The organism is Streptomyces sp. NBC_01013 (assembly GCF_045162765.1).
GTDB lineage: Bacteria > Actinomycetota > Actinomycetes > Streptomycetales > Streptomycetaceae > Streptomyces.
The window spans coordinates 5,162,115-5,187,802 of the sequence record NZ_CP108687.1 but is presented as its reverse complement, the minus strand read 5'-3'; the positions used below and the strand labels follow the sequence as shown (position 1 = coordinate 5,187,802).

Annotated in this window: 22 protein-coding genes; 11 read left to right on the top strand and 11 right to left on the bottom strand. The window is 71.1% G+C overall.

The features are described 5' to 3' along the window. The first annotated feature begins 40 nt into the window (after window positions 1-40). Together cofD and OG538_RS22615 are read left to right on the top strand one after the other, a co-directional pair. Window positions 41-997 (top strand): 2-phospho-L-lactate transferase, encoded by a 957-nt coding sequence (gene cofD, locus OG538_RS22620; protein WP_406096355.1) that lies wholly within the window; start codon window positions 41-43, stop codon window positions 995-997. Beyond that, a complete protein-coding gene (locus OG538_RS22615; protein WP_406096353.1) occupies window positions 994-2,313 on the top strand; it encodes a coenzyme F420-0:L-glutamate ligase in 1,320 nt (439 codons plus the stop codon). Before cofD ends, OG538_RS22615 begins: the two co-directional genes overlap by 4 nt. A 222-nt stretch (window positions 2,314-2,535) precedes the next feature. Here OG538_RS22615 and OG538_RS22610 read toward each other — a convergent pair whose 3' ends face one another. From OG538_RS22610 to OG538_RS22600, 3 genes are all read right to left on the bottom strand, one after another. Beyond that, window positions 2,536-3,519, bottom strand: a complete 984-nt coding sequence (locus OG538_RS22610; protein ID WP_406096351.1) for a DNA-3-methyladenine glycosylase family protein — start codon at window positions 3,517-3,519, stop codon at window positions 2,536-2,538. A gap of 89 nt (window positions 3,520-3,608) precedes the next feature. Then, complete coding sequence (locus tag OG538_RS22605) at window positions 3,609-4,700, bottom strand: sugar phosphate nucleotidyltransferase (protein WP_406096349.1); 1,092 nt, start codon at window positions 4,698-4,700, stop codon at window positions 3,609-3,611. 303 nt (window positions 4,701-5,003) lie between these two features. After that, window positions 5,004-6,356 carry a peptidoglycan recognition protein gene (locus OG538_RS22600; RefSeq protein WP_406096347.1) on the bottom strand — a complete coding sequence of 451 codons (1,353 nt, stop codon included), beginning with the start codon at window positions 6,354-6,356 and terminating at the stop codon, window positions 5,004-5,006. Window positions 6,357-6,494: 138 nt separating this feature from the next. On the opposite strand from OG538_RS22600, the gene OG538_RS22595 reads away from it, so the two are divergent. From OG538_RS22595 to OG538_RS22580, 4 genes are all read left to right on the top strand, one after another. After that, entirely contained in the window at window positions 6,495-7,244 is a 750-nt protein-coding gene (locus tag OG538_RS22595) for a TIGR03089 family protein (RefSeq protein WP_406096345.1), read from the top strand. A 257-nt stretch (window positions 7,245-7,501) separates the two neighbouring features. Next, a complete protein-coding gene (locus OG538_RS22590) occupies window positions 7,502-8,908 on the top strand; it encodes an LCP family protein (protein WP_406096342.1) in 1,407 nt (468 codons plus the stop codon). A gap of 223 nt (window positions 8,909-9,131) precedes the next feature. After that, window positions 9,132-10,898 carry an LCP family protein gene (locus tag OG538_RS22585; RefSeq protein WP_406096340.1) on the top strand — a complete coding sequence of 589 codons (1,767 nt, stop codon included), beginning with the start codon at window positions 9,132-9,134 and terminating at the stop codon, window positions 10,896-10,898. A 49-nt stretch (window positions 10,899-10,947) separates the two neighbouring features. Further along, window positions 10,948-12,654 carry an LCP family protein gene (locus OG538_RS22580; RefSeq protein WP_406096338.1) on the top strand — a complete coding sequence of 569 codons (1,707 nt, stop codon included), beginning with the start codon at window positions 10,948-10,950 and terminating at the stop codon, window positions 12,652-12,654. 83 nt (window positions 12,655-12,737) lie between these two features. Here OG538_RS22580 and OG538_RS22575 read toward each other — a convergent pair whose 3' ends face one another. Beyond that, window positions 12,738-13,769: a glycosyltransferase family 2 protein gene (locus tag OG538_RS22575; RefSeq protein WP_406096336.1), complete on the bottom strand. Its 1,032-nt coding sequence runs from the start codon at window positions 13,767-13,769 to the stop codon at window positions 12,738-12,740. 282 nt (window positions 13,770-14,051) lie between these two features. Here OG538_RS22575 and OG538_RS22570 point away from each other — a divergent pair, with 282 nt between their 5' ends. Continuing rightward, on the top strand, window positions 14,052-15,416 hold the full coding sequence (locus OG538_RS22570; RefSeq protein ID WP_406096334.1) for an LCP family protein: 1,365 nt from the start codon (window positions 14,052-14,054) through the stop codon (window positions 15,414-15,416). A gap of 21 nt (window positions 15,417-15,437) precedes the next feature. Here OG538_RS22570 and OG538_RS22565 read toward each other — a convergent pair whose 3' ends face one another. Next, window positions 15,438-15,986: an acyl-CoA thioesterase gene (locus tag OG538_RS22565; protein WP_406096332.1), complete on the bottom strand. Its 549-nt coding sequence runs from the start codon at window positions 15,984-15,986 to the stop codon at window positions 15,438-15,440. A 140-nt stretch (window positions 15,987-16,126) separates the two neighbouring features. Here OG538_RS22565 and OG538_RS22560 point away from each other — a divergent pair, with 140 nt between their 5' ends. Beyond that, entirely contained in the window at window positions 16,127-17,419 is a 1,293-nt protein-coding gene (locus OG538_RS22560) for an LCP family protein (protein ID WP_406096330.1), read from the top strand. Window positions 17,420-17,742: 323 nt separating this feature from the next. On the opposite strand, the gene OG538_RS22555 is transcribed toward OG538_RS22560, so the two are convergent. From OG538_RS22555 to OG538_RS22545, 3 genes are read right to left on the bottom strand one after another with little or no spacing between them, the layout of a single operon-like run. Continuing rightward, complete coding sequence (locus tag OG538_RS22555; RefSeq protein ID WP_406096328.1) at window positions 17,743-18,549, bottom strand: class I SAM-dependent methyltransferase; 807 nt, start codon at window positions 18,547-18,549, stop codon at window positions 17,743-17,745. Continuing rightward, the gene (locus OG538_RS22550; RefSeq protein ID WP_406096326.1) at window positions 18,546-19,022 is read right to left on the bottom strand and encodes a hypothetical protein; all 477 of its coding nucleotides are present in this window, start codon (window positions 19,020-19,022) and stop codon (window positions 18,546-18,548) included. Before OG538_RS22550 ends, OG538_RS22555 begins: the two co-directional genes overlap by 4 nt. A 42-nt stretch (window positions 19,023-19,064) precedes the next feature. Continuing rightward, window positions 19,065-19,520, bottom strand: coding sequence for a hypothetical protein (locus tag OG538_RS22545; RefSeq protein ID WP_406096324.1), 456 nt, complete (start codon window positions 19,518-19,520; stop codon window positions 19,065-19,067). Window positions 19,521-19,989: 469 nt separating this feature from the next. Between OG538_RS22545 and OG538_RS22540 the strand changes: the two genes are divergently transcribed. Continuing rightward, window positions 19,990-20,631 carry a DNA alkylation repair protein gene (locus OG538_RS22540; RefSeq protein WP_406100261.1) on the top strand — a complete coding sequence of 214 codons (642 nt, stop codon included), beginning with the start codon at window positions 19,990-19,992 and terminating at the stop codon, window positions 20,629-20,631. 165 nt (window positions 20,632-20,796) lie between these two features. On the opposite strand, the gene OG538_RS22535 is transcribed toward OG538_RS22540, so the two are convergent. Further along, window positions 20,797-21,954: an acyl-CoA dehydrogenase family protein gene (locus tag OG538_RS22535; RefSeq protein ID WP_406100260.1), complete on the bottom strand. Its 1,158-nt coding sequence runs from the start codon at window positions 21,952-21,954 to the stop codon at window positions 20,797-20,799. A 174-nt stretch (window positions 21,955-22,128) separates the two neighbouring features. Between OG538_RS22535 and OG538_RS22530 the strand changes: the two genes are divergently transcribed. After that, window positions 22,129-23,472: a UDP-glucose dehydrogenase family protein gene (locus tag OG538_RS22530; RefSeq protein ID WP_406096322.1), complete on the top strand. Its 1,344-nt coding sequence runs from the start codon at window positions 22,129-22,131 to the stop codon at window positions 23,470-23,472. Window positions 23,473-23,486: 14 nt separating this feature from the next. Here OG538_RS22530 and OG538_RS22525 read toward each other — a convergent pair whose 3' ends face one another. Further along, a complete protein-coding gene (locus OG538_RS22525) occupies window positions 23,487-23,999 on the bottom strand; it encodes a CGNR zinc finger domain-containing protein (protein WP_406096320.1) in 513 nt (170 codons plus the stop codon). Between the two features lie 102 nt (window positions 24,000-24,101). Here OG538_RS22525 and OG538_RS22520 point away from each other — a divergent pair, with 102 nt between their 5' ends. Continuing rightward, entirely contained in the window at window positions 24,102-24,461 is a 360-nt protein-coding gene (locus OG538_RS22520) for a VOC family protein (protein WP_406096318.1), read from the top strand. A gap of 27 nt (window positions 24,462-24,488) precedes the next feature. Here the strand turns inward: OG538_RS22520 and OG538_RS22515 are convergent, their stop codons facing one another. After that, on the bottom strand, window positions 24,489-25,685 hold the full coding sequence (locus OG538_RS22515; RefSeq protein WP_406096316.1) for a dipeptidase: 1,197 nt from the start codon (window positions 25,683-25,685) through the stop codon (window positions 24,489-24,491). Between the last annotated feature and the right edge of the window lie 3 nt (window positions 25,686-25,688).

Here is a 25,688-nt window from a genome sequence, read left to right as displayed (position 1 = left end):
CCGCGTCCACCGATCAGGCTGCGCCTGACAGACTGTTTGCATGCGCATTGTGGTTCTGGCCGGCGGTATCGGTGGTGCTCGTTTTCTGCGTGGCCTCAAGGAGGCCGCGCCCGACGCGGACATCACGGTGATCGGCAACACCGGTGACGACATCCATCTGTTCGGCCTCAAGGTCTGCCCCGACCTCGACACCGTGATGTACACCCTCGGCGGTGGCATCAACGAGGAGCAGGGCTGGGGCCGTACCGACGAGAGCTTCCACGTCAAGGAGGAACTCGCGGCCTACGGGGTCGGACCCGAGTGGTTCGGTCTGGGCGACCGCGACTTCGCCACCCACATCGTCCGTACCCAGATGCTCGGCGCGGGCTATCCGCTGAGCGCCGTCACCGAGGCGCTGTGTGCGCGCTGGAGGCCGGGGGTCCGGCTGCTGCCGATGTCCGACGACCGCGTCGAGACGCATGTGGCGGTCGACGTCGACGGCGAGAGCAGGGCCATTCACTTCCAGGAGTACTGGGTGAAGCTGCGCGCCTCCGTCCCGGCGCAGGCGATCGTGCCCGTGGGCGCCGAGCAGGCCAAACCGGCTCCCGGCGTCCTGGAGGCGATCTCCGCAGCCGACGTCATCCTCTTCCCTCCGTCGAACCCCGTGGTGTCCGTCGGGACGATCCTCGCCGTGCCCGGGATCCGGGAAGCCATCGCCGAGGCCGGGGTGCCGGTCGTCGGCCTCTCCCCCATCGTCGGTGACGCACCGGTGCGCGGGATGGCGGACAAGGTCCTCGCCGCGGTGGGCGTCGAGTCGACGGCCGCGGCGGTGGCCCAGCACTACGGTTCCGGCCTGCTCGACGGCTGGCTCGTCGACACCGTGGACGCGGGCGCCGTGGACGAGGTGGAGTCCGCGGGCATCCGCTGCCGGTCCGTGCCGCTGATGATGACCGATGTCGCCGCCACGGCGGAGATGGCACGGCAGGCCCTGGCCCTGGCCGAGGAGGTGCGCGCATGAGCGCCGCCGCCCCGGACACCGCGCCCTCGTACCGGGTCTGGGCCCTGCCCGGCATGCCCGAGGTGCGGGCCGGGGACGATCTCGCGAAGCTGATCGCCGCCACCGAACCAGGACTGGCCGATGGTGACGTGCTGCTCGTCACCTCGAAGATCGTCTCCAAGGCGGAGGGCCGGATCGTCGAGGCCACCGACCGGGAGGCGGCGATCGACGCCGAGACGGTTCGGGTGGTGGCGCGGCGCGGCACGCTGCGGATCGTGGAGAACCGGCAGGGCCTGGTCATGGCCGCCGCCGGCGTCGACGCGTCGAACACACCCGCCGGGACCGTCCTGCTGCTGCCCGAGGACCCGGACGCCTCGGCGCGGGCGATCAGGGAGGGGCTGCGGGACACACTGGGTGTCGATGTCGGCGTCGTGGTGACGGACACCTTCGGGCGGCCGTGGCGCAACGGACTGACCGATGTCGCGATCGGCGCGGCCGGGGTGCGGGTGCTGGACGATCTGCGGGGTGGCAGCGACGCGTACGGCAACCCGCTGAGCGCGACCGTGGTCGCCACCGCGGACGAACTGGCCTCGGCCGGTGACCTGGTGAAGGGCAAGGCGGACGGGCTGCCCGTCGCGGTCGTGCGGGGGCTCGGTCACGTCCTGGACCCGGCCGATGCCGCGGGGGCCCGTGCGATGGTGCGGGTCGCGGCCGACGACATGTTCCGGCTGGGGACGTCCGAGGCGGTGCGGGAGGCGGTGACCCAGCGGCGTACGGTCCGCGAGTTCACCGACGAGCCGGTGGACCCGGGGGCGGTGCGGCGGGCCGTGGCCGCCGCGGTGACGGCGCCCGCGCCGCATCACACGACGCCCTGGCGGTTCGTCCTGCTGGAGTCGCCGGAGTCCCGGACCCGGCTGCTGGACGCGATGCGGGACGCGTGGATCGCGGATCTGCGGCGCGACGGCAAGAGCGAGGAGTCGATCGCCAAGCGGGTGCGCCGCGGGGACGTGCTGCGCCGGGCGCCGTATCTGGTGGTGCCGTGCATGGTGATGGACGGCTCCCACACGTATGGGGACGCGCGGCGGGACGGGGCGGAGCGCGAGATGTTCGTGGTCGCCGCGGGCGCCGGGATCCAGAACTTCCTGGTGGCGCTGGCGGGCGAGCGGCTGGGGTCGGCGTGGGTGTCCTCGACGATGTTCTGCCGGGATGTCGTACGGGAGGTGCTGGCGCTGCCCGCCTCGTGGGATCCGCTGGGGGCGGTGGCCGTGGGACGGGCCGCGGTGGCGCCTTCGGCGCGGGGTGAGCGCGGTGCCGAGGAGTTCGTCGCGGTGCGGTGAGGGGGCGGGAGGGCGGTTCTTCCCTGACCCGCCCCTTGCCGTAGCCGGGGGCGCCGCCCCGGGGCCCCGCTTCTCAGGCGCCGGCGGGGCTGGGTTTCGGGGCTCTGCCCCGGTCCCCGGTCCTCAATGGCCGGGACGGGCTTGAGTCGGCCCGGGTCGGCCCGCCCAGGTACGCGAGAGAAGCCGGACCGGCCGAGCCGGACCGGCGTCCCAGGGGGTTCTCTACAGGCGGGCGATGTTGCGCGGCTGCATGCGGGGGGCGCGGCGGGGTGGGGTGTTGTCCGAGAGCAGGATGAGGCGGGTGGCCCGGTGGCGTTGTCCCTCGTACGGCGTGAGGAGGGACAGCATCTCCTCGTCGTCCGCGTTCCGGTTGCCGGCCAGGGCGTGGCCGACGATGCCGGGCAGGTGGAAGTCGCCCACCGTCACCGCGTCCGCCGCGCCGTTCGCCCGTTGCAGGGTCTCCGCGGCCGTCCAGGGGCCGATACCGGGGATCGCCTGGAGTCGGGCCATGGCTTCGGGCAGGTCCATGCCCGCCGCCTCCTCCATGCGGCGGGCCACCCGGACCGCGCGCAGGATCGTCGCCGAGCGCTTGCTGTCCACGCCCGCCCGGTGCCACTCCCAGGACGGGATCAGTGACCAGGTGCGGGCGTCCGGCATCACGTAGAGGCCGTACTCCTGCGGCCCCGGCGCCGGCTCCCCGTACGTACGCACCAGCAGTCGCCAGGCCCGGTACGCCTCGTCCGTGGTGACCTTCTGCTCCAGGACCGACGGGATCAGGGACTCCAGCACCAGGCCGGTGCGCAGCAGCCGCAGACCCGGGCGGCGGTGGTGGGTCACGGCGAGCAGGCGGTGGCGCGGGGTGAAGGCCTCCGGCTCGTCCGTCGCGCCCAGCAGCGTCGGCAGCTGGTCCAGCAGCCAGGAGGCGCCCGGCCCCCAGGCCGCAGCCTCGATCCGGCCCGCGCGCGCGACGACGTGGAGTGTGCCGGGCCCCGCGGGGGTGCGGCTTGCCCGGCGGACCGTGCCGTCGGCGGACATCCGGAACGTGGGGTCGGCGGGGCCTCGGCGCAGCGGGCCGAGGACGAGCCGCAGATCGAGCGGGCCCGGCGGGGTCCAGTCGCGGGTCAGCGGCGCCGGTACGGGCGTCGCCGCCGTCTGGTGCGGGACGGCCGCGCGCGGGGCACTGCGGGGAGCGAATCGTCCTGCCACGGGTGAGGTCCTCGGTAGTCGGGGCTGCCTGTCGAGGGTACGGCGGATTTCGGCCACTCGGGGAGTCTGCGAGGGGGTGCCCGGTCCGGTCATTCGTCCGAGGAGAAACGCACCGACGCGGCGGGCAGGTGCGCCCCGCACCAGATACGGACGCCGTCGAGCAGTTCGTTGTCGGCTCCCACCTTGGCCCCGTCGCCGATGACCGCGCCCGCCAGCACCGTACGGCTGCCGATCCTGGCACCTGCTCCGACCAGGGAGTCCGTGATCACGGCGCCCGGTTCGACGATGGCCCCCGCGAGCACGGTGGAGCCCTCGATCCTGGCGCCCGCGCCGATGACGGCGTCGGCGCCGATGACCGTACCGCCGGAGAGTTTGGCGTCGGGGGCGACGGAGGCCGTGGGCAGGACGAGGCGGTCGCCGCACCGGCCGGGAACCGCCGGGGAGGGGGCGCGGCCGAGGACCAGGTCGGCGGAGCCCCGTATGAACGCCTGCGGAGTGCCGAGATCCAGCCAGTACGTGGAGTCGACCATGCCCTGGAGGTGCGCGCCGTCGGCGAGGAGGCCGGGGAAGGTCTCCCGTTCCACGGAGACCGGGCGGCCCGCCGGGATGGTGTCGATGACCGACCGGCGGAAGATGTACGCCCCCGCGTTGACCTGGTCGGTGACGATCTCCTCGGGCGTCTGCGGCTTCTCCAGGAACGCGGTGACCCGGCCGGTGTCGTCCGTCGGTACGAGGCCGAAGGCGCGCGGGTCGTCGACCCGGGTCAGGTGGAGGGAGACGTCCGCTCCGGAGTCGGCGTGCGAGGTGACCAGGGCCCGGATGTCGAGGCCGGTGAGGATGTCACCGTTGAAGATCAGGACGGGTTCGTCCGGGCCCGAGGTGAGCCGCTGGGCGACGTTGCGGATGGCGCCGCCGGTGCCGAGCGGTTCGCGTTCTGTGACGTACTCGATGTGGAGGCCGAGCGACGAACCGTCGCCGAAGTACGGCTCGAAGACCTCCGCCAGGTACGACGTCGCAAGGACGATGTGCTCGACCCCGGCGGCCCGGGCACGCGCCAGCTGGTGCGTGAGGAAGGGGACGCCTGCCGCCGGAACCATCGGTTTCGGAGTGTGCACCGTGAGCGGGCGCAGTCGGGTTCCTTTGCCACCGACCAGGAGAATCGCTTCTTTTGCCTCTGTCACAGCACTGTCTCTGCTTCCTGCTGGGGCCGGGCCTGGTGAGAAGCTGTTGTCCGGTCTCCGCTGGATCAGCGCGGGGCGTCCGGCGCGGTCCGTCGCAAGGCGTCGCCGGTGTCCTCGTGGCGGAGCCATTCGGGCACTTCGGCAACGCCGCGAGCGGCCGTGCCGGACGCCCCGCGCCCAGCGGAGACCGGACAACAGCTTCTTCGGCTGGCCAGTGTATGCAGACCGGTGGAGGGGTCCCTCGGTCAGCAGCTCGCAGCAGGCCCCCGGCGCGGCCGGCGCCGGTCAGCGGCTCCTTTCGCGTCAGCGGCCCTGCAGCCGGGCCGAACTCGTCCGGGCCGTGCCGAGCTTCTTGTAGAGACGCGCTCCGGGGCATTCGGTTGCGAATCCGTCCCGGTGGCCGGAGATGACATGGAGTTTGACCTTCTTGCCCTTCTTGTACTTGTTGCTGCCGCCCGAGACCAGGGTCACCTTGCCCTTGGGGTTGGCGCCGAACAGGCCGAGCTTCCAGGCGGTGAGCTTAGAAACGGCGGTGACGGCGGCGGCCGGCGGGTTCGACGAGGTGAAGGTCCCGAGCACCGCGATGCCCATGGTGTTGGTGTTGAAGCCGAGCGTGTGCGCTCCCATGACGGCCTTCGTCACGCCTCCGGCGCGGCCCTCGTAGATGTTTCCGCACTTGTCGACGGCGAAGTTGTAGCCGATGTCGCGCCAGCCGCTGCTCTTGACGTGGTAGCGGTAGATGCCGCGCAGGACCGAGGGCGCCTGGGAGCACGAGTAGTTGTTCCCGGTGGCGCTGTGGTGGATGAACGCCGCCTTGACGGTCTTGGTGTACGCGAACCCGCTCTCGCGGAGCTTCTCGTCGGCGCCCCAGCCCTTGCGGGTGATGATGCGCGGCCGGGGGCCGATGAACGGCTTGGCGGCGGCCGCGAGGCCGGCGGCCTCCTCGGTCTCGGCCCTGCTCAGTGCGGGGAGCACCGCGGCGCCGAGCGAGGTGGTGCGGTCGGCTCCGGCCGCACCGGTGGCCGGGGTCTGTGCCGGGTCGGCGCCGGGGACCCGCTGCGGGTCCTTGCCGGGATCGACGAGTTCGAGGCGCAGCCCGGCGGGGAGCGGTACGTGGACCTGGGCGCTCCCGCCGGGACCGGGGGTCTCGGGGCGGACCCGGACCTCGACGCCGTCGGAGTCGCCGACCCAGAGCGGGGCGGTGGAACCTCGAACGGCGCCCGAGTCGCGTTCAGGGGTGCCGGCGTCGGCGGAGTGCTCGGCGTTGTGGGTCTCCAGGTCCTGCCAGTCGGACCAGCGGCCGGTACCGGTGGCGCGGGTGCGGACCTGGGCGGTTCCGTGGAGTTCGGTGTTGACGTCGTCCCAGACCACGCCGACCAGGGAGAACGGCTGGACGTCCCGCTCGGGCAGCCCTTGTTCGGCGGCAGCGGCGGCGGGCGCCCCGGTGGCCCGTACGGAGGGGGAGGCCAGCGGATTCAGGGCCAGGGACTGCGTCGAACCGGGCACTCCGGCCGGTTCGGTCGCGTCGGCGGAAGCGGATCCGGCGGTGGCCGGGTGGGCGGGGGTGTCGGGGGCGGCGCCCGCGGGCGCGGCGAGCGGCAGTACGAGTGCTGCCGCGCAGGTGACACCGAGGGAGGATGCAATGAAGGCACGCATACATATGATCCTGGGCATAAGCGCACTACTCCGGCGACCGAGATTTTTCGGGGCAATTGACGACTCGTCTGCCGAACCGGTGTACCCGGCACCCGCCGCACCCGGCCCCTTCCGGCACCGCCGCGTACCCTTCTGCGAATGAACGCCAGCGACCGCACCCCTGCCGACCTGCTGCGTTCCGCGCTCGCCGCGGACCCGGCCCGCCCCATGGTCACTTTCTACGACGACGCCACCGGAGAGCGCGTCGAACTGTCGGTGGCCACCTTCGCCAATTGGGTGGCCAAGACGGCGAACCTGCTGCAGGGCGACCTCGCCGCCGAGCCCGGCGACCGGCTCGCACTGCTGCTGCCCGCCCACTGGCAGTCCGCGGTCTGGCTGCTGGCCTGTTCCTCGGTCGGCGTGGTCGCCGACGTGCAGGGGGACCCCGCCGCCGCCGACCTCGTCGTCTCCGGGCCGGACAGCCTGGACGCCGCCCGGGCCTGCCGCGGCGAACGGGTCGCGCTGGCGCTGCGCCCGATGGGCGGCCGGTTCCCGCAGGCTCCCGAGGGGTTCGCGGACTACGCCGTCGAGGTGCCGGGCCAGGGCGACCGGTTCGCCCCGTTCGCACCCGTCGACCCGGACGCCCCCGCGCTGGGCGTGGGCGGTGCCGGGTTCACTGGCGCGGAGCTGGTCGCGCGGGCGCGCGCGGACGCTGCGGCGCTGGGCCTCGGCGCCGGATCCCGCCTGCTGTCGGGGCGTACGTACGACACCTGGGACGGCCTCAGCGCCGGGCTCTTCGCACCGCTCGCCACCGGGGGTTCCGTGGTGCTGTGCCGGCACCTCGGGCAGCTGGGCGAGGACGGGCTGGCGCAGCGCATCGAGAGCGAGCGGGTCTCGCGGACCGTGTGACGGAGGGGCGGGCACGTCGGTCCGCAGCACCCACGGCTGCCGCCGGCGGTGCGCCCACCTCAACTCGGCAGTACGACAAGCGGTCCGAGGGCCACCCATCCGGCCCAGCCTGGGCCGAGCCCTCCGGCCTGAGCACCAACTCCGGTACATGATCTGCGGTACAGACCACTCAAGGCACAACCAAGCGTGAGGTTCAGCCGTCTACTTCTGCGATCGGCGGCCCACCGCGCTGCCGCATGTGAAGGATGGACGCAGACGTGACCGAAAGCGCCGGCACGCCCGCCGACCCCGACGACCCGGCCACGGGCGGGAATCGGACGCCCGACGGCCCGGCCGCGGGTGAGGACCGGACGCCCGACGACTCGGCCGCGGGCAAGGACCGGGCGCCGGACGGATCGCCCGGCGCGGGGGCAGGTGACGAGTCCGGTCCGGACAGCGCCCCGGGGAGCGCCCCCGGCGGTGAGACCCGCAGCGGATCCGGCAGCGGCCCGTCGCACGGACCGCTGCCGGAAGGCCACGGACCCGGCCCGACCCTCGACATCGTCGTCAAGCGCAAGCGTCACTGGCTGCGTTGGACGGCGCTCGGCGCCTCGTTCGTCGTGCTCGTCGCCGCCGGGGCCGGCTGGTGGCTGTACAAGAAGCTCGACGGCAACATCAGGACGGACACCTCCGCGGCCGCCGAACTCAAGGCGTACGAGAAGGAGCGCCCCGCCTCCGTGGTCCATGACGCGGAGAACATCCTGCTCATCGGCTCGGACAGCCGGGCCGGGGACAACCGCAAGTACGGTCACGACGACGGCGGCAGCCAGCGCTCGGACACCACGATCCTGCTGCACCTGGCCGCGAACCGGAAAAGCGCCACGGCGATGTCGCTCCCGCGCGACCTGATGGTGCACATCCCGGAATGCCACAAGCCGGACAAAAGTGTTAGCAAGCCCCAGTTCGCGCAGTTCAACTGGGCCTTCGAGCTCGGCGGAACCGCCTGCACCATCCGCACGGTCGAGAAGATGACCGGTATCCGCATCGACCACCACATGGTCGTCGACTTCAGCGGCTTCAAGAACATGGTCAACGCCGTGAACGGGGTCGAGATCTGCCTCAAGGAGCCGATCAACGACAGCGCGGCCCACCTCAAGCTCCCGTCGGGCCGCCAGAAGCTCAACGGCGAACAGGCTCTGGGGTACGTACGGGCCCGCAAGTCCATCGGCAACGGCAGTGACACCGAACGGATGGACCGCCAGCAGCAGTTCCTGGGCGCCCTGGTGAACAAGGTGCAGAGCAACGGCGTCCTGCTCAACCCCACCCGGCTCTATCCGGTACTGGACGCGGCCACCAAGGCGCTGACCACCGACCCGGGGCTCGACAGCCTGAAGGACCTCTACGACCTGGTGCGGGGCATGCGCAACGTACCGACCGACAAGGTGCAGTTCCTGACCGTCCCCCGGCAGCCGTACGCCGCCAACGCGAACCGGGACGAACTGGTGCAGCCCGACGCGGACAAGCTCTTCAGGCAACTGCGCGACGACAAGCCCGTCGCCGTTGTGCCCGCGGACCAGCTGAAGGATGACGGGGGGAAGAACACTGACGCCACCGACGCCTCGGGTCCGACTCCCACGCCCACCTACTCGGGGAACAATGCGGCGACGGACCTGTGCAAGCAGTAAAGCAATGGCCAAGCAGACATCAACGTTCGGCGTGCAATGGGAAGAATGCCCGGTTGTAAGGGCCGTGGAATATGTCACGCCCGTCGCTCGACAGCGAACGGGACGGATAGTGTGACGCGATCCGGTGCTTCCGGCCATCTGGCCGCGCAATTCCGGAGCGAAAGACTGAGCGCCTTATCGGGGGAGGCGCCTCGCGTGGCACCGACGGAGGACTCAAGCAACCGTGGATGCACAAGGCCGTGGGCGGGCGGAAGAAATCGATCCCGCAGACCAATGGGTTCTCAACCCGGACACCGGCGACTACGAACTGCGACTGAACCATTCCGGAGGGGATTCAGGCAGGGCGTCAGGGGTTTCGGCTCCGCGGAGTTCCGGACGCAGAGGTGCCGTCCGTGAAGGCGACGGCGAGCGTCGCGGCGCGGCGGGCGAGGGATCGCGCCGTGCCCGTGAGGTGCCACGGCAGGGCGGCCGCCGTGCGGCCCCCGGCCCCCGCGGTCAGGAGGCTGCCGCTTCCGCCGAGAACAACACGAGCCGCCGCAAGCGCAAGGCCCCCAAGGCCCGCCGCAAGAAGGCGCTGCTCTGGACCGGCGGCGTGATGGCCTTCGTGCTCGTCGGTGTCTCGGCCGGTGGTTACTGGCTGTACCAGCACTTCAACGGCAACCTGAGCACCGTGGACATCGGCGACCGCGGCAACAAGGACGTCATCACGGCCAACGCGCCGCTGAACATATTGATCATCGGTACGGACAAGCGCACCGGCAAGGGCAACGAGGGCTACGGCGACAAGGGCAGTACCGGCCACGCGGACACCAACATCCTTTTCCACGTGTCCAAGGACCGCACCAACGCCACGGCCATGAGCATCCCCCGCGACCTCATGACCAACATCCCGGACTGCAGCACCAAGCAGGCGGACGGCTCGGAGAAGACCATCCCGGGCACCCAGAACGTCCGGTTCAACACCAGCCTCGGCCAGTTCGGCCGCGACCCGGGCTGCACGATGGACACCGTCAAGGAGCTCACCGGCCTGACGGTCGACCACTTCATGATGGTCGACTTCAACGCGGTGAAGGAACTGTCCACGGCGGTCGGCGGCGTCAACATCTGCCTGGCCCACGCCGTCAAGGACGACAAGTCGCACCTCGACCTGCCGGCGGGCCCGAACAAGGTCGCGGGCGAGCAGGCGCTGGCGTTCGTACGGACCCGGCACGCCTACGCCAACGGGAGCGACCTCGACCGGATCAAGGGCCAGCAGCAGTTCATCGGCTCGATGATCCGGCAGATGAAGTCGGACGACACGCTGACCAGCCCGACGAAGCTGTTCAAGCTGGCGGACTCGGCGACCAAGGCGCTGACGGTCGACTCCGCGATCGGCTCGGTGCCGAAGCTGAGCAAGCTCGCCAAGGAACTCACCAAGATCGACACGAAGAACATCACGTTCGTCACGCTGCCGGTGATCGACAACCCGGCGGAGCCCACCCCGATCACGGTGGTCGTGGACCCGGTGAAGTCGCCCCAGCTGCTCTCGATGATGCAGGAGGACACCTCGCTGACCGAGGTGGCCGCGCAGAAGAAGGCAGCCAAGGGCAAGCAGGATGCGCTCCTCAAGGGAACCAAGGCGGCAGCGGCCGACGTCCGTGTCGATGTCTACAACGGCGGCGAGATCGCCGGCGGTGCTCAGCAGACCGTCACCTGGCTGCAGAACGACAAGGGCGTCCTGAAGTCCACGAACAAGGCCAACGCCCCGGCGAAGGCGGCCAAGACCACACTCGACTACGCGCCGAACCAGGCGGACCAGGCCCGGGCACTCGCCGCGATGATGGGGCTTCCCTCGTCGGCGATGAAGCCGGGCACCAAGAACGCCGTGGGCCTGCAGGCGATGGTGCTGACGCTGGGGGCGGACTTCAAGGGCGCCGGCACGCCCATCGCCGGGCCGACGAAGATCGACATTCCGAAGTCCAGTGCCGACAAGGCAGAGTGCGCCAAGTGACACCAGGTCACTGCGCCATATAGCGAGTCTGAACAGCAGGGGGGTCCTGGTGGGACGGAGCAGCACGCCCGGGGAGGGGACGCGACCACGCGTCCGGCACGCCGGCCAACCCGGTTCGAACGACGGTTTCCACGAGGACGGGGACGGCGGCAGCGGCAGCGGCGAGGACGCCCCGAAGCCGATGCCCGGCGGGAGCGGGGGCGGAGAACGCCGCGCCTCGAGCCATGGCGGACGCCGTGGCCGGCCCCGCCGCGCCCCCAAGCGGAAGAAGCACCGCGTACTGCGCTGGACAGCCTTCTCCCTCGCGTTCCTCATACTCGGGACCGGCGCGGCCGGTTATCTCTGGTACGAGCACCTGAACAGCAACCTCCGCAAGGGCGAGCGCAGTGCGGGCAACGGCGCGGCGAAGAAGAAGGCGCCGAACGCCGCCGGCCAGACCCCGCTGAACATCCTGCTGATCGGTTCCGACAGCCGTAACAGCAAGGAGAACCTGAAGCTCGGCGGGTCCAGGAAGAGCGTCGGGGGGACCCCGCTCGCCGATGTGCAGATGCTGCTCCACGTGTCGGCGGACCGGAAGAACGCCTCGGTCATCAGCATCCCGCGGGACACCCGGGTGAACATCCCGGCCTGCGAGAACCCCGACACCCACCAGAAGTACCCCGCCAGCAACGGCATCATCAACGAGACGCTCCGCGGCGGCCCGGGCTGCACACTGGACACCTGGGAGCAGCTCACCAAGGTCTACATCGACCACTGGATGATGGTCGACTTCGCCGGAGTGGTGGACATGGCGGACGCCGTGGGCGGCGCCTGGGTGTGTGTGAAGCAGAACGTCAACGACGTGTCCAAGCCCGGCGTGCCCGGCGGCTCCCACCTGAGACTGACGGCGGGCCGGCACAAGATCCAGGGCGAGGACGCCCTGAAGTGGCTGCGCACCCGGCACGCCTTCGAGAGCGACTTCGGGCGCTCCAAGGCCCAGCACATGTATCTGAACTCGGTCCTGCGTGAGCTGAAGAGTCAGAACGCGTTCACGGACACCGGGCGCCTGATGAACCTCGCCGAGACCGCGACCAAGTCGCTCCAGGTCTCGGAGGAGATCGGTACGGTCAAGAAGCTGTTCGACCTCGGCATGCAGCTCAAGAACGTGCCGCTGGAGAAGATGAACATGCTGACGATGCCGCGGATCCCCGACCCGCAGAACCCGGATGCCCACGTCCTGCCGAAGCCCGGCGCCGCCGACAAGCTCTGGGCGCTGCTGCGCGAGGACCAGTCGCTCGACCCCAAGGACCGCGCCAAGGCGGCGAAGAAGGCTGCGGCCGGGCCGAAGGCCGGTGCCCCCGCATCGCTCGGTGTGACCGTCGTCAACGGCACGTCCGCCGATGGCCAGGCGGCCACCGAGGGTCGCGCCGGTGTCATCCGGGACCTGCTGAAGGCCAAGGGCTTCGCCGAGGCGGACACCTCGACCGAGCCCGGGTCCTCGCTGACGACCGAGGTGACCTACCCGCACAGCGCCGGTGCCCAGGGCAAGTCGGACGCACTGTCCGTAGCCAAGGCGCTGTCGCTGCCCACCAGCGCCGTGACGGAGACCCCGGACGGCGCGGGGCTGACGCTCACGGTCGGCTCGGACTGGCGGACCGGCACGACGTTCCCGAAGACCGTGGAGGACGACAGCGACCCGCTGGAGGGCACCGAGTCGGTCAACGGCGCCAAGACGGACGACTGCATGGACGTGTACTGGCCCTACCGCCAGATGTGACGCCCACGCTGCACGTACGAGAGGGGGCGCCCGGTTCGAACCGGGCGCCCCCTCTCGTACGTCCACGTGCTGTGCCCTGACGCTCAGGCCACCGGCGTGCCCGGCTCGGTGAGGGCCGGCCTGCGACTCGCGATGACGCGCCTGGCCAGCGACCGCGGGCTGGTCAGGAAGCCGTAACCCCAGGACATGTGCATGGTGGCCAGCGCCACCGGGATCTGGGCCCGCGCCTTCAGCGACAGGCCCTTGCCCGCCGGGAGGGACCCGGCGACGATGGCCGCGACGTAACCGGCCGGGACGACGAGCGCCCACGGGGTGACGGCCGCGCCCACCACGAGACCGGCCGCGATCGCGACGACGGCGGTCGGCGGGGCGAGGTAGCGCAGGTTGATCGAGCCGGGGTGGTACCGGGCGACGACGTGGCGCCAGCGGCCGTAGTCCTTGTACTGCTTGGCGAGTGCCCGGACGGAGGGACGCGGACGGTACTGCACGCGCAGCTCGGGCGAGAACCAGATCAGGCCGCCGGCCTCGCGGATGCGGAAGTTCAGCTCCCAGTCCTGGGCGCGGATGAACTCGATGTTGTAGCCGTCCGCCCTCTCCAGCGCCTCGCGGCGGAAGACGCCCAGGAACACGGTCTCGGCCGGTCCTGCCTCGCCACCGGTGTGGAAGGCCGCGTTGCCGACGCCGATCTTCGACGTCATGGCCGCGGCTACGGCGTCCTCCCAGGCGTTCTCGCCCTCGGCGTGCATGATGCCGCCGACGTTCTGCGCGCCCGTCTCCTCCAGGAGCCGGACGGCGGTCGCGATGTAGTCCGGCGAGAGCATGCCGTGGCCGTCGACGCGCACGACCACGGGGTGGCGGGAGGCCTTGATCGCGGCGTTGAGGGCGGCGGGGGTGCGGCCGGTGGGGTTCGGCACGGTCTGGACCCGGGGGTCCTCCGCGACCAGCTCGGCGGCGATCTCGTCCGTACGGTCCGTGGACGGGCCGAGCGCGATCACCACCTCCATCTCACCGGCGTACTCCTGCTCCAGGATGTGCCGGACGGAGTTCCGGAGGTGCCGTTCCTCGTTGAGTACCGGCATGATCACGGAGACGGCGGGGTGCTGCGCGGCAGACATGTGGTCCTCGGGGGGTCCTCGGGGGCGCCGGGGGTCTCGCACCCCACCAGGCGGCGTCATTCGGCCGCCACGTTACCGCGTATGGGGGACAGCGGCGCGCGCCGCCGGCCTGCTGCCCGGGATGCAGATCGTATGTGCCTACTGTGCGAACGGTCCCCCCTTGCACCGCGGAGGTGTCCCCCCGTGCCCACGCCGCACCGCTCCCCCCGTCCGCCGAGGCCCCGCGCCGCTCCCCCGCAGCGCAGACGGTCCCGGAAGCAGGACGAGAGACCGCGCTGGGGCATGCGGATGGCGACCACGCTCTCCGTGCTGGTGCTCGGCGCCGGCGGCATCGGCCACGCCGTGGTGACCAACCTGGAGTCCGGCCTCGACCGGATCGACCCGTTCAAGGACATGAAGAACCGGCCCGCGGGCGGTCACGGCATGAATCTGCTGCTCGTCGGCACCGACGGCCGCGACAAGATCACCAAGGACGAGAAGAAGAAGTACCGGCTGGGCGGGGCGCCCTGCCACTGCACCGACACGATCATGCTGGTGCACCTGTCCGCGGACAAGGAGCGCGCCAGCGTCGTCAGCCTGCCGCGCGACAGCTACGCCGAGATCCCGGAGCACCGGGACGCGACGACGGGCAAGGAGCACGCGGCCCACCCGGTGAAGCTGAACGCGGCGTACGCGGAGGGCGGGCCGAATCTGACCGTGCGGACCGTCGAGCACATGACGGGCGTCAAGATCGACCACTACCTGGAGGTCGACTTCACCAGCTTCATGACCACGGTCGACACCCTCGGTGGGGTGCGCATCTGTACCGCCCGGCCGATGAAGGACTCGTACACCGGTCTCGACCTCGCAGCCGGCACCCATGAGCTGAACGGCGGCCAGGCTCTCCAGTACGTGCGCTCCCGGCACATCGACGGCGCCGCGGACCTGGGCCGGATGCAGCGCCAGCAGAAGTTCATGGCCTCGCTGATCAAGCAGGCGACGAGCAGTGGAGTGCTGCTGAACCCGGTGAAGTTCCGTGACGTCGCCTCGACGATGCTGAAGGCGGTACGGGCCGACAGGGGCTTCGGCAGCGAGCAGATGCTGGAGCTCGGCCAGGCGATGCGGGGCTTCTCCGCCTCCTCGTCCGAATTCACCTCGGTGCCGATGGGCGATGTCGCCTACCAGGTCAAGGGCATCGGTTCGACGGTCAAGTGGGACCCGAAGAAGTCGAAGGCGCTGTTCCAGGCCCTGCGTGACGACCAGCCGCTCACCGCCGCGCGGCCCAAGCAGGCGCCGGCCAGGACGGTCGACGTCCCGCCGCAGCAGATCCGGGTCCAGGTCTACAACGGGACCCCCAAGGACGGCCTCGGCTCCACGGTCGACGCCGCGCTGCACGCCACGGGCTTCGACACCACCCGCGCTCCGCTCACCGCGCCGCAGCGCGGGCAGCAGCACACCCTGGTCACGTACGACCCGCGCTGGGACCGGTCCGCGAAGTCCCTGGCGGCGGCGCTGCCGGGGGCCGAACTGAAGGCCGTGGCGGGACAGGGCCCCACGATGAAGGTGACCGCGGGCGCGGACTACCGCGCGGTGGAGCGGGTCCGGGCCGAGGAGCCCGATCCGGGCAGGTTCGGCGCGGTGAAGGGCGACGAGGTGGTCTGCCCGTGAGGAAGGGGCTGTTCCCGGCCCTCAGTCCTCGATGCCGTCGGCCACGCGCTTCTCGCGCAGTTCCTTGATCGCGCGGCGCCTGGCCAGCCGGTGGGTGCGCCGGATCTGCGCCTCCTGGTAGCGCCGGTTGTCGCGCTCCGTCTCCGGGATCACGGGCGGCACCCGGCGGGGCTTGCCGTCCGCGTCGACGGCGGCGAACACCAGGTACGCGCTGCCGACCTGCGAGGCGGGGGTCGACTCGTTCCAGCGCTCGGCCATGACGCGGACGCCGACCTCCATGGAGGAGCGGCCGGTCCAGTTCACCTGGGCGCGGACGTGAACAAGGTCACCGACACGGACCGGCTCCAGGAAGACCATCTCGTCCATCGAGGCCGTCACCGCAGGCCCGCCGGAGTGCCGGCCGGCCACCGCGCCCGCCGCGTCGTCGACCAGTTTCATGATCACGCCGCCGTGCACCGTACCCAGCAGATTGGTGTCGCTGCCGGTCATGATGTGGCTGAGGGTGGTCCGGGAGGCCGCGGTGGGCTTGCCCGGAATGTCGCCCTCCGGGCGCGGAGCCTGATCTGTCATGCCCTCCACCTTATGCGGGGGCCCGGAGACGCCGTGCGGGGGCCGGGAGCGCGTCGCAATGCATCAGCTTCGCAACAGCCCTGGTCCGATTTCCCTCACACCCTGTAATAGCAGTGGCCCGGACCTGCACACTGGGCCGTATGAACGATTGGCCCGAGGGTTGGACCGGCGACAACCGCAGCGGAAACGGCTACGGGCAGGGCAGCGCGAGCGACCGGCCCGAGAGCGCCCGCTCGATGCCGCATGTCCAGCGCCGCCCCGCCCCGCCCCAGCAGCGCCCCGCGCCGCCGAGGCAGCGGCAGGTGCCGCAGCAGCCCGGCTACGGCGACGCCCCCGAGTACGACAGTGGCTACAACACGGGACAGGTCTACGGCGGCGGCCAGGGCGGCCGCGGCGGTTCCGGTCACGGCGGCGGACCCGGCGACGGCGGCTACGTCCAGGGCCGGCCGGCGGCCGCGCCCGACTGGCGCCGCCGGATCAAGATCGGCGTCCTGACCCTCGTGGTCGTGGTGCTCGCCGTCTCCATCGGTACGTACTTCTGGGCCGACTCCAAGCTGAAGCGCGACGTCGACCTCTCCAAGGTCATCGAGCGGCCGAAGTCGGGCGACGGCACGAACTACCTGATCGTCGGGTCCGACAGCCGCGAGGGCATGACCGCCGACGACAAGAAGCGGCTCCACACCGGTTCCGCCGAGGGCAAGCGGACCGACTCGATGATGATCCTGCACGACGGCTCCAACGGCCCGACTCTGGTCTCCCTGCCCCGCGACTCGAACGTCGAGATCCCGTCCTTCGTCGGCTCCGACTCCGGCAAGAGGTACGAGGGCAAGGGCCGCACGACCAAGCTGAACGCCGCGTACGCCGAGGACGGCCCCGAGCTCCTCGTCCGCACCGTCGAATTCAACACCGGGCTGCACATCGACCACTACGTCGAGATCGGCTTCGGCGGCTTCGCCAAGATCGTGGACGCGATCGGCGGCGTGGAGCTGGACATCCCCAAGGCGTTCAAGGACAAGTACTCCGGCGCCGACTTCCAGGCGGGCAAGCAGACCCTGGACGGTCAGCAGGCTCTCGCCTTCGTCCGGACCCGGCACGCCTTCACCTCCGACCTGGACCGTACGAAGAACCAGCAGAAGTTCCTCGCGGCGCTGGCGAGCCAGACCGCGACTCCGTCGACGATCATCAACCCGTTCAAGCTCTACCCGACGATGGGCGCCGGTCTCGACACCCTCATCGTGGACAAGGACATGTCGCTCTGGGACCTGGGCCAGATGTTCTTCGCGATGAAGGGCGTCACGGGCGGCGACGGCACGTCGCTGAACATCCCGATCTCGGGATCCACGGGCAGCAACCTGGTCTGGGACAAGGCCAAGGTCAAGCAGCTGGTCGAGCAGCTCAACAACGACGAGAAGGTCACGGTCACCGGTAACTAGGCGCAGAGCGCCGGCAGGCCGCGCACACGACACCTCCGCCCCGGTACGGGGCCCTCGCGGGCCCCGTACCGGGGCGGTCGGCTGTACGAGCCCCTACGCGTCCCGCGCGTTCAGGAACTCCACCGGACCGAAGAAGTCCGGCGCGTCCTGGCCGGACTCGACGGACGTCACCACCGCATCGCCGTGACAGTCCGCGCCTCTGCCCCTCTGCCTCTGTGGCTCTGTGGCTCTGTGCCTCTGTGCCTCTGTGCCTCTGTGGCTCTGTGGCTCTGTGCCGAACAGTGTCTTCGCCTGGCGGAGTCGCCTCCGCCCCACCTCCCGTTTCAGGCCGTCCCGTGCGCCAGCACCGCCACATGCGGCAGCGCCAAAAGCCCGTCCTCGCCCTCGAATTCCTTGCACATCACGTCGTACTCCCGCTTGGCGGCGGCCACCCCCTCCGGCCCCCGGCTGTTGACCAGCTGCCCGATCGCGGCGACGCCGGAGGCCGGCCCCGCCCACCAGTCCTCGGCGCCGGCCCGGTGGTCCCAGGACAGCGATTCGCCGCGTACGTCCCCGAGTCCGGCCGCCACCAGCAGGGCGCCCAGCCCTTCAGGGGTGCGCGGGAAGTTGTGCTCCTCGTCCACCCCGGCCAGCCAGCCGGGCCGGGTGAGCCCGGCGGCCTCGGCAGCACGGCCGACCAGCGCCTGGCCCGGGGCGTTCGGCACCTGCCAGATCGTGACGGCGATCCGGCCGCCCGGGCGCGTGATCCGGCGCAGTTCGACCAGGGCGTCCAGCGGCCGGCCGACGTGGTTCAGCACGAAGTTCGCCACCACGGCGTCGAACTCCCCGTCGGGGTACGGAAGCTGGGGCAGCGCACCCGTACGGACCTCGACTCCGGGGGCTGCCCGGCGGGTCGCTTCGGCCATCCCCGGTTCGGCGTCCACGGCCCGTACGACCGCGCCGCGTCCCACGGCGGCCACCGTCACGCTGCCGCTGCCGCATCCCACGTCGAGCAGCCGCGTCCCGGTGCCGGTGGAGGCGGCGTCGAGCAGGGCGGGCACGGTGTGGGCGCAGAGGTGCGCGAAGGTGCGGGCGTAGTTCTCGGCCCGCCCCTCCCAGATCCGCCGCTCGCTCACGTCGAACGCGGTCATACGACACCTCCGGTCGGGCTCTGCGGTTCCGCCTCGTTCAGGTCCTCGTGCAGCGCGCCGAGGGTACGCCCGGTGGGCTCGCCCTCCGGCGACAGCTCGGCAAGACGCCAGCCGGGCAGCCGCGCCCCGTCTCCGGGCGAAACGTCCCCGCGGGCCGGGTCGTCCATCCCCTGGAGCAGGCCGAAGGCCGTCTCCCTCGCGATCTCCCGGGCTATCTCTCCCAGTTCCGCCGGGGTCAGCCCGAGCCGCAGCGCCCGCTCCACGGCCCCGCCCGCCAGGCCTTCGCTCCGGTAGGCCTCGACCCAGTGGGGCGCCGCGGTGCTCCACTCGTCGATGTCCTGCCAGACCATGCGCAGGAGCCGGAACCGGGCCAGCTGAGGAATGTCCTCCTCGGCCTCCGACTCGGCCCATCCCGAAGGGTCGTCGGCCCCCAGCGCCTCGAACAGGCCGGTGAGGGTGTCGATGTCCGTCATGCACAGGGAAGGTACGCCACGGGTGGCGCCGCCCGTCCGGGTTCAGCCGAAGATCGAGGCGGCGATCAGTCCGACAACGACTGCGGCACACACCAGCACGGTCGTCCCCCGCCTGCTCCTGCCCTTCCGGGAACGTGGCCCCGGACGGGCCGCCGTCGCCGCGGACGCGGACGCATCCGCTTCCCTCGCGCCGGCCGTTTCGGCCAGCAGGCCGCGGCAGCAGGCCGCGAGGCGGGCGATGTCGCCGTCGAGGGGCACGGTGGTCTCGGCGCGGGCCGGGGCGGTGGTGCCGCCGTCCAGGATGCGGCCGGCACGGACGCGCACCCGGCCGGACCCGTGGGAGGCGAGACTGATCCACCTGCCGGCGTCCTCGCCCCGGATCACCACGGTGCCGCCGCGTTCGCGGTAGACGGTGTGCTGCCGCCAGAGCAGCTTCGCCAGGGGTGCGGGGAGGTCGGCCACCGTCGCCGCCTGCCGTCTGTCGTCGCTCAGCGGCATGGGGCCGCCCATCGGTTCGAGGCGCTGCGGTGCGTGCGGGCATGAGGCACGCGTCCTCTTGGGGCCTCCGCGGCCGGTGCGGTGGGTCTGTGGTTCGACCGGGGTCTGTGCCCCGGTATGTGCGTGGTCAACTCGACGTCCTCTCGGTCCACGCCGCTCGGCGCGATCACCGGAGGATTGTAGGCGCGGAACAACCACGCGCATCCACAAGGGGGTTGACGCCTCCACGGCCTCGGCGGGTCCTGGTCCACGCCGTCATCGGCCGGCGCGGAACCAGCGGCTGCGTGCTCCCGCGACTCGGGGGAACGGCCCGCCGAAGCCGACCCCCCACCCGCCCTGAGCGGCATCACTCGCGACGTCCGGCCTGCCCCGTTGTGTATGACGCCGGGCACCCGGACAGCGTCGTAGGCTGCGTCCCGTACGTGAGGAACAGGAGGCTCCGGTGACCGGAACGACAGTGGCCGAGGTGATGGCCGAGCTCGCCGCGCTCGACGACCCGAAGGCTCGCGCGGTCAACGAGAGACACGGCGACGACCACGGGGTGAACCTCGGCAGACTGCGGGCGATCGCGAAGCGGCTGAAGACCCAGCAGGAGCTCGCCGGCGAGCTCTGGGAGACGGATGACACCGCGGCACGGCTGCTGGCGATCCTGATCTGCCGTCCGAAGGCGTTCGAGCGTGACCGGTTGGACGCCATGCTGCGCGAGGCGCGCGCCCCCAAGGTGCACGACTGGCTCGTCAACTACGTGGTGAAGAAGAGCCCGCACGCCGAGGAACTGCGCCTTGCCTGGTCCGCCGATCCGGATCCGGTCGTGGCCGGTGCCGGCTGGGCGCTGACCACCGAGCGCGTGGCGAAGAAGCCGGAGGGCCTCGACCTCGCAGGGCTGCTCGACGTCATCGAGGCGGAGATGAAGGACGCCCCGGACCGCCTGCAGTGGGCGATGAACCGCTGTCTGGCGCAGATCGGGATCACACACCCCGAGTACCGCGCCCGTGCCATCGCCATCGGTGAGCGCCTGGAGGTGCTCAAGGACTACCCGACGCCCCCGGGCTGCACGTCTCCGTTCGCGCCCGTGTGGATCACCGAGCTGGTGCGCCGACAGGACGCGTAGGACGGTCCGGCCCTGCGAGACCGCGACTTCGGAAGTGATGGGGCGGACACCCGGGCGAAAAGCCCTCGTACCGGACGGGCTGTTAACCCCCGTCCCCCTCGGCGCCGACGGCCCCCCGGCATGCGCCGGGGGGCCGTCGTGCGGTGTGAGCTCGGCTGCGGAGCCCTACGGCAGGTTGCGAGCCATCACGATCCGCTGGACCTGGTTCGTGCCCTCATAGATCTGCGTGATCTTCGCGTCCCGCATCATCCGCTCCACCGGGTAGTCCCGCGTGTAGCCGTAGCCGCCGAGCAGCTGGACCGCGTCGGTGGTGATCTCCATCGCGACGTCGGAGGCGAAGCACTTGGCCGCGGCGCCGAAGAACGTGAGGTCGGCGTCGAGGCGCTCGGACTTGGCTGCGGCCGAGTAGGTGAGCTGGCGGGCCGCCTCCAGCTTCATGGCCATGTCGGCGAGCATGAACTGCACGCCCTGGAAGTCGCCGATCGGCTTGCCGAACTGCTTGCGCTCCTGGACGTAGCCCTTGGCGTAGTCGAGGGCGCCCTGTGCGACACCGAGCGCCTGGGCCGCGATCGTGATGCGGGTGTGGTCCAGGGTCTTCATCGCGGTGGCGAAGCCGGTCCCCTCCTCGCCGATCATGCGGTCGGCGGGGATGCGGACGTTGTCGAAGTAGACCTCGCGGGTCGGGGAGCCCTTGATGCCGAGCTTCTTCTCCGGGGCGCCGAAGGAGACACCCTCGTCCGACTTCTCCACGACGAAGGCCGAGATGCCCTTGGAACGCTTGGTCGGGTCGGTGACGGCCATGACCGTGTAGTACTCGGAAACGCCCGCGTTGGTGATCCAGCGCTTCACGCCGTTGAGCACCCAGAAGTCGCCGTCGCGCACGGCCCGGGTCTTCATGCCGGCGGCGTCGGAACCGGCGTCCGGCTCGGAGAGTGCGTACGAGAACATCGCGTCGCCCTTGGCGAGCGGGCCCAGGTACTTCTTCTTCAGGTCCTCGGAGCCGGACAGGATCACCGGGAGCGAGCCGAGCTTGTTCACGGCGGGGATGAGGGAGGAGGAGACGCAGGCGCGGGCCACCTCCTCGATCACGATGACCGTGGCGAGCGCGTCGGCGCCGGCGCCGCCGTACTCCTCCGGTACGTGGACCGCGTGCAGGTCGGCGGCGGTAAGGGCGTCCAGCGCCTCCTGCGGGAAGCGGGCCTCCTCGTCGACCGCGGCCGCGTGAGGGGCGATCTTCGCCTCGGCGAGCGCACGCACCGTCTCACGGAGCATCTCGTGCTCCTCGGCCGGACGGTACAGGTCGAAATCGGTCGAACCCGCCAAGACGCTCACTCCCCAAGATGCTAACTACCGTTAAGTAACCCAATTTTAGGCGCCTCCCCCACCGCAGGCATACGGGCTGGGGCCGTGAGCTTCACGACAGCCGGAATGGGGCGTTTCAAAGGCAGGACTATGCTCGTTCACCGCACGTCTGTCCGCATCTCACAGGAGCACTACATGGCCCTCAGGATCACTGTGATCGGCACCGGCTATCTCGGCGCCACCCACGCCGCGGCCATGGCCGAACTGGGCTTCGAGGTCCTGGGGCTCGACATCGTGCCCGAGAAGATCGAAATGCTGTCGGCCGGCCGGGTCCCGATGTACGAGCCGGGGCTCGAGGAGATCCTGAAGAAGCACGTCGCGGGCATCGAGGGCTCCACCGGACGGCTGCGGTTCACCACCTCGTGGGAAGAGGTGGCGGAATTCGGGGATGTGCATTTCATCTGCACCAACACCCCGCAGAAGCACGGCGAGTACGCCTGTGACATGAGCTACGTCGACAGCGCCTTCGACTCGCTGGCCCCGCTGCTGACCCGGCCCGCCCTGGTCGTCGGCAAGTCCACCGTGCCGGTCGGCTCGGCGGCCCGGCTCGCGGCCCGGCTCGTCGAACTGGCACCCGCGGGTGAGAGCGCCGAACTGGCCTGGAACCCGGAGTTCCTGCGCGAGGGCTTCGCCGTCGCCGACACGCTGCACCCCGACCGGATCGTCGTCGGCGTCGAGAGCGAGCGCGCCGAGAAGCTGCTGCGCGAGGTCTACGCCGTGCCGGTCTCGGAGGGGTCCCCGTTCGTGGTGACCGACTTCCCGACCGCCGAGCTGGTGAAGACCTCCGCCAACTCCTTCCTCGCCACCAAGATCTCGTTCATCAACGCCATGGCGGAGGTCTGCGAGGCCGCCGACGGTGACGTGGTGAAGCTGGCCGAGGCGATCGGCCACGACGAACGCATCGGGAAGAAGTTCCTGCGGGCCGGGATCGGCTTCGGCGGCGGCTGCCTCCCCAAGGACATCCGCGCCTTCATGGCGCGCGCCGGTGAGCTGGGCGCCGACCAGGCCCTGACCTTCCTCCGCGAGGTCGACTCCATCAACATGCGCCGTCGCGGCCACATGGTGGAGCTGGCCCGGGAGGCCGTGGGCGGCAGCTCCTTCCTCGGCAAGCGGGTCGCGGTGCTGGGCGCGACGTTCAAGCCGGACTCGGACGACGTACGCGACTCGCCCGCGCTGAACGTCGCCGGCCAGATCCACCTCCAGGGCGGTCAGGTCACCGTCTTCGACCCGAAGGGCATGAACAACGCCCGGCGGCTCTTCCCCACCCTCGGGTACGCCGACACCGCTCTGGACGCCGTGCGCGGCGCGGATGTCGTGCTGCACCTGACGGAGTGGCGCGAGTTCCGCGAGCTGGACCCGGAGGCGCTGGGTGAGGTCACCGGCCACCGCATCATCCTGGACGGGCGCAACGCCCTGGACCCGGCGGTGTGGCGTGAGGCCGGGTGGACGTACCGGGCGATGGGGCGTCCGAAGGCCTGAAGGCCCGCTGCCCCTCAGCCGCGCTTCGCGCGGTACGTGCGCATCTTCGCGCGGGCGCCGCACACCGACATCGAGCACCAGCGGCGGCGCCCCGCCGGGCTGCGGTCGTAGTACGCCCAGCGGCAGTCCGCCGCCTCACACGCCTTGAGCCGGACCCAGGTGCCGTCGGCCGACGCGGCGGCGATGGCCGCGGCGACGCGGGCGGTCAGCCCGGGCGGTTCTTCCACGGGCCGCAGGCAAGCCGCACCCTCCCCGTCCACCTCGACCCGCAGAGGCGCCTCGGCGAGCAGACGGTCGAGCAGGGACACCGGACCGAGGTCGGGCGGACGGTGGCCGGCGTGCGCGAGGCACGCGGCGCGCAGGGCCTCGCGCAGGGCGCGGGCCGCCGGTACGTCCGGCTCGGCGACGGCGAGGGAGGCGCGTCCGGCAGTCGTGTCGAGGGCGTCCGCACCGGTCTCGACGTTCAGGGTGTTGACCAGCGCTTCGACCAGCGCGAGTCCGCCAGGTGCGGAATCCCTCTCATTCATGGTTGCGACGTTACCTCCATTGCGGGAGCATGCAGTAACGGTGACCGGTTGAGCTTCTTTACCGGTAACCGCATGTCCGCATCTGCCCGAGGAGGAAACGTCATGGCTGTAGCCAAGCTGGGTGCCGTCGTCCTGGACTGCCTGGACCCCGTCGCCCTGGCCGGCTTCTACGCCGAGCTGCTCGGCGGAAAGGTCGAACAGCAGGAGGGCTGGGTGGACCTCACCGGTGTCGCCGGCGCACCGCTCGCCTTCCAGACCGCGCCCGGCTTCGTACCGCCTCAGTGGCCGCGCCCGGACGCCTCGCAGCAGTTCCATCTGGATCTGACCGTGCAGGACCTGGACGCGGCGGAGAAGGAGGTGCTGGCGCTGGGGGCGACGGTGCTCGAAGCGGAGGACCGGCAGCGGACCTTCCGGGTGTACGCCGATCCGGCGGGGCACCCGTTCTGTCTCTGCGCCTGCTGACGCCCGGCCGGCCGACGCCCCGGGGGTTCAGGCCTTCGGGGCGTCCAGCAGCTCGATCGTGGCGTGGGACGGGGCGCGGCGGGTGCGCAGGTCCCGGGCCACGTCCTCGGCGGCGCGCAGCACCCGTACCGCGTTCTGCCAGGTGAGCCTGGCGAGGTCGGCGGTGGACCAGCCGCGGCCCAGGAGCTCCGCGATCAGGTTCGGGTAGCCGGAGACGTCTTCGAGGCCCTGCGGAAGGAACGCGGTGCCGTCGTAGTCGCCGCCGATGCCGACGTGGTCGATGCCCGCGACCTCGCGCATGTGGTCGAGGTGGTCGGCGATCGTGGCCACGGTCGCCATCGGGCGGGGGTTCTCCGCCTCGAACGCGGCGTGGACCTTCATCCCGCGCTCGGTGGTGTCCAGGTGGTGCAGGCCCTGGGCGCGCATGTTCTCGTCGGCGGACCTCGTCCAGGCGACGGCCTCGGGCAGCACGAACTTCGGTACGAAGGTCGCCATGGCGATGCCGCCGTTGGCCGGGAGCTGCGCGAGGACGTCGTCGGGGATGTTGCGCGGGTGGTCGCAGATCGCCCGCGCGGAGGAGTGCGAGAACATCACCGGCGCGGCCGAGGTGGTGAGCGCGTCGCGCATCGTCGTCGCGGCGACGTGCGAGAGGTCCACCAGCATGCCGGTGCGGTTCATTTCCCGTACGACCTCGTGGCCGAACGGGGAGAGGCCGCCGACGCCCGGGGCGTCGGTCGCCGAGTCCGCCCAGGCGATGTTGTCGTTGTGGGTGAGCGTCATGTAGCGGACGCCGAGGGTGTGCAGGGCTCGCAGGGTGCCCAGCGAATTGTGGATGGAGTGCCCGCCCTCGGCCCCCATCAGGGAGGCGATCCGGCCCTCGGAGCGGGCCGTCTCCATGTCGTCGGCCGTCAGGGCGCGGCGCAGGTCGGCGGGGTGGCGCTCCAGCAGTTCGGCGACCGCGTCGATCTGTTCCAGGGTGGCGGCGACGGCGTCGTCGCCCGCCATGTCGGACCGTACGTAGACCGACCAGAACTGGGCTCCGACGCCCCCGGCGCGCAGCCGGGGGATGTCGGTGTGCAGGTGGGCCGACTGGTCCGTGGCGATGTCGCGGGCGTCCAGGTCGTAGCCGACCTGTTCGCGCAACGCCCACGGCAGGTCGTTGTGGCCGTCGACGACGGGGTACTCGGCGAGGAGCTCCCGGGCCTGGTCCAGTCGGTCCGTCACGGT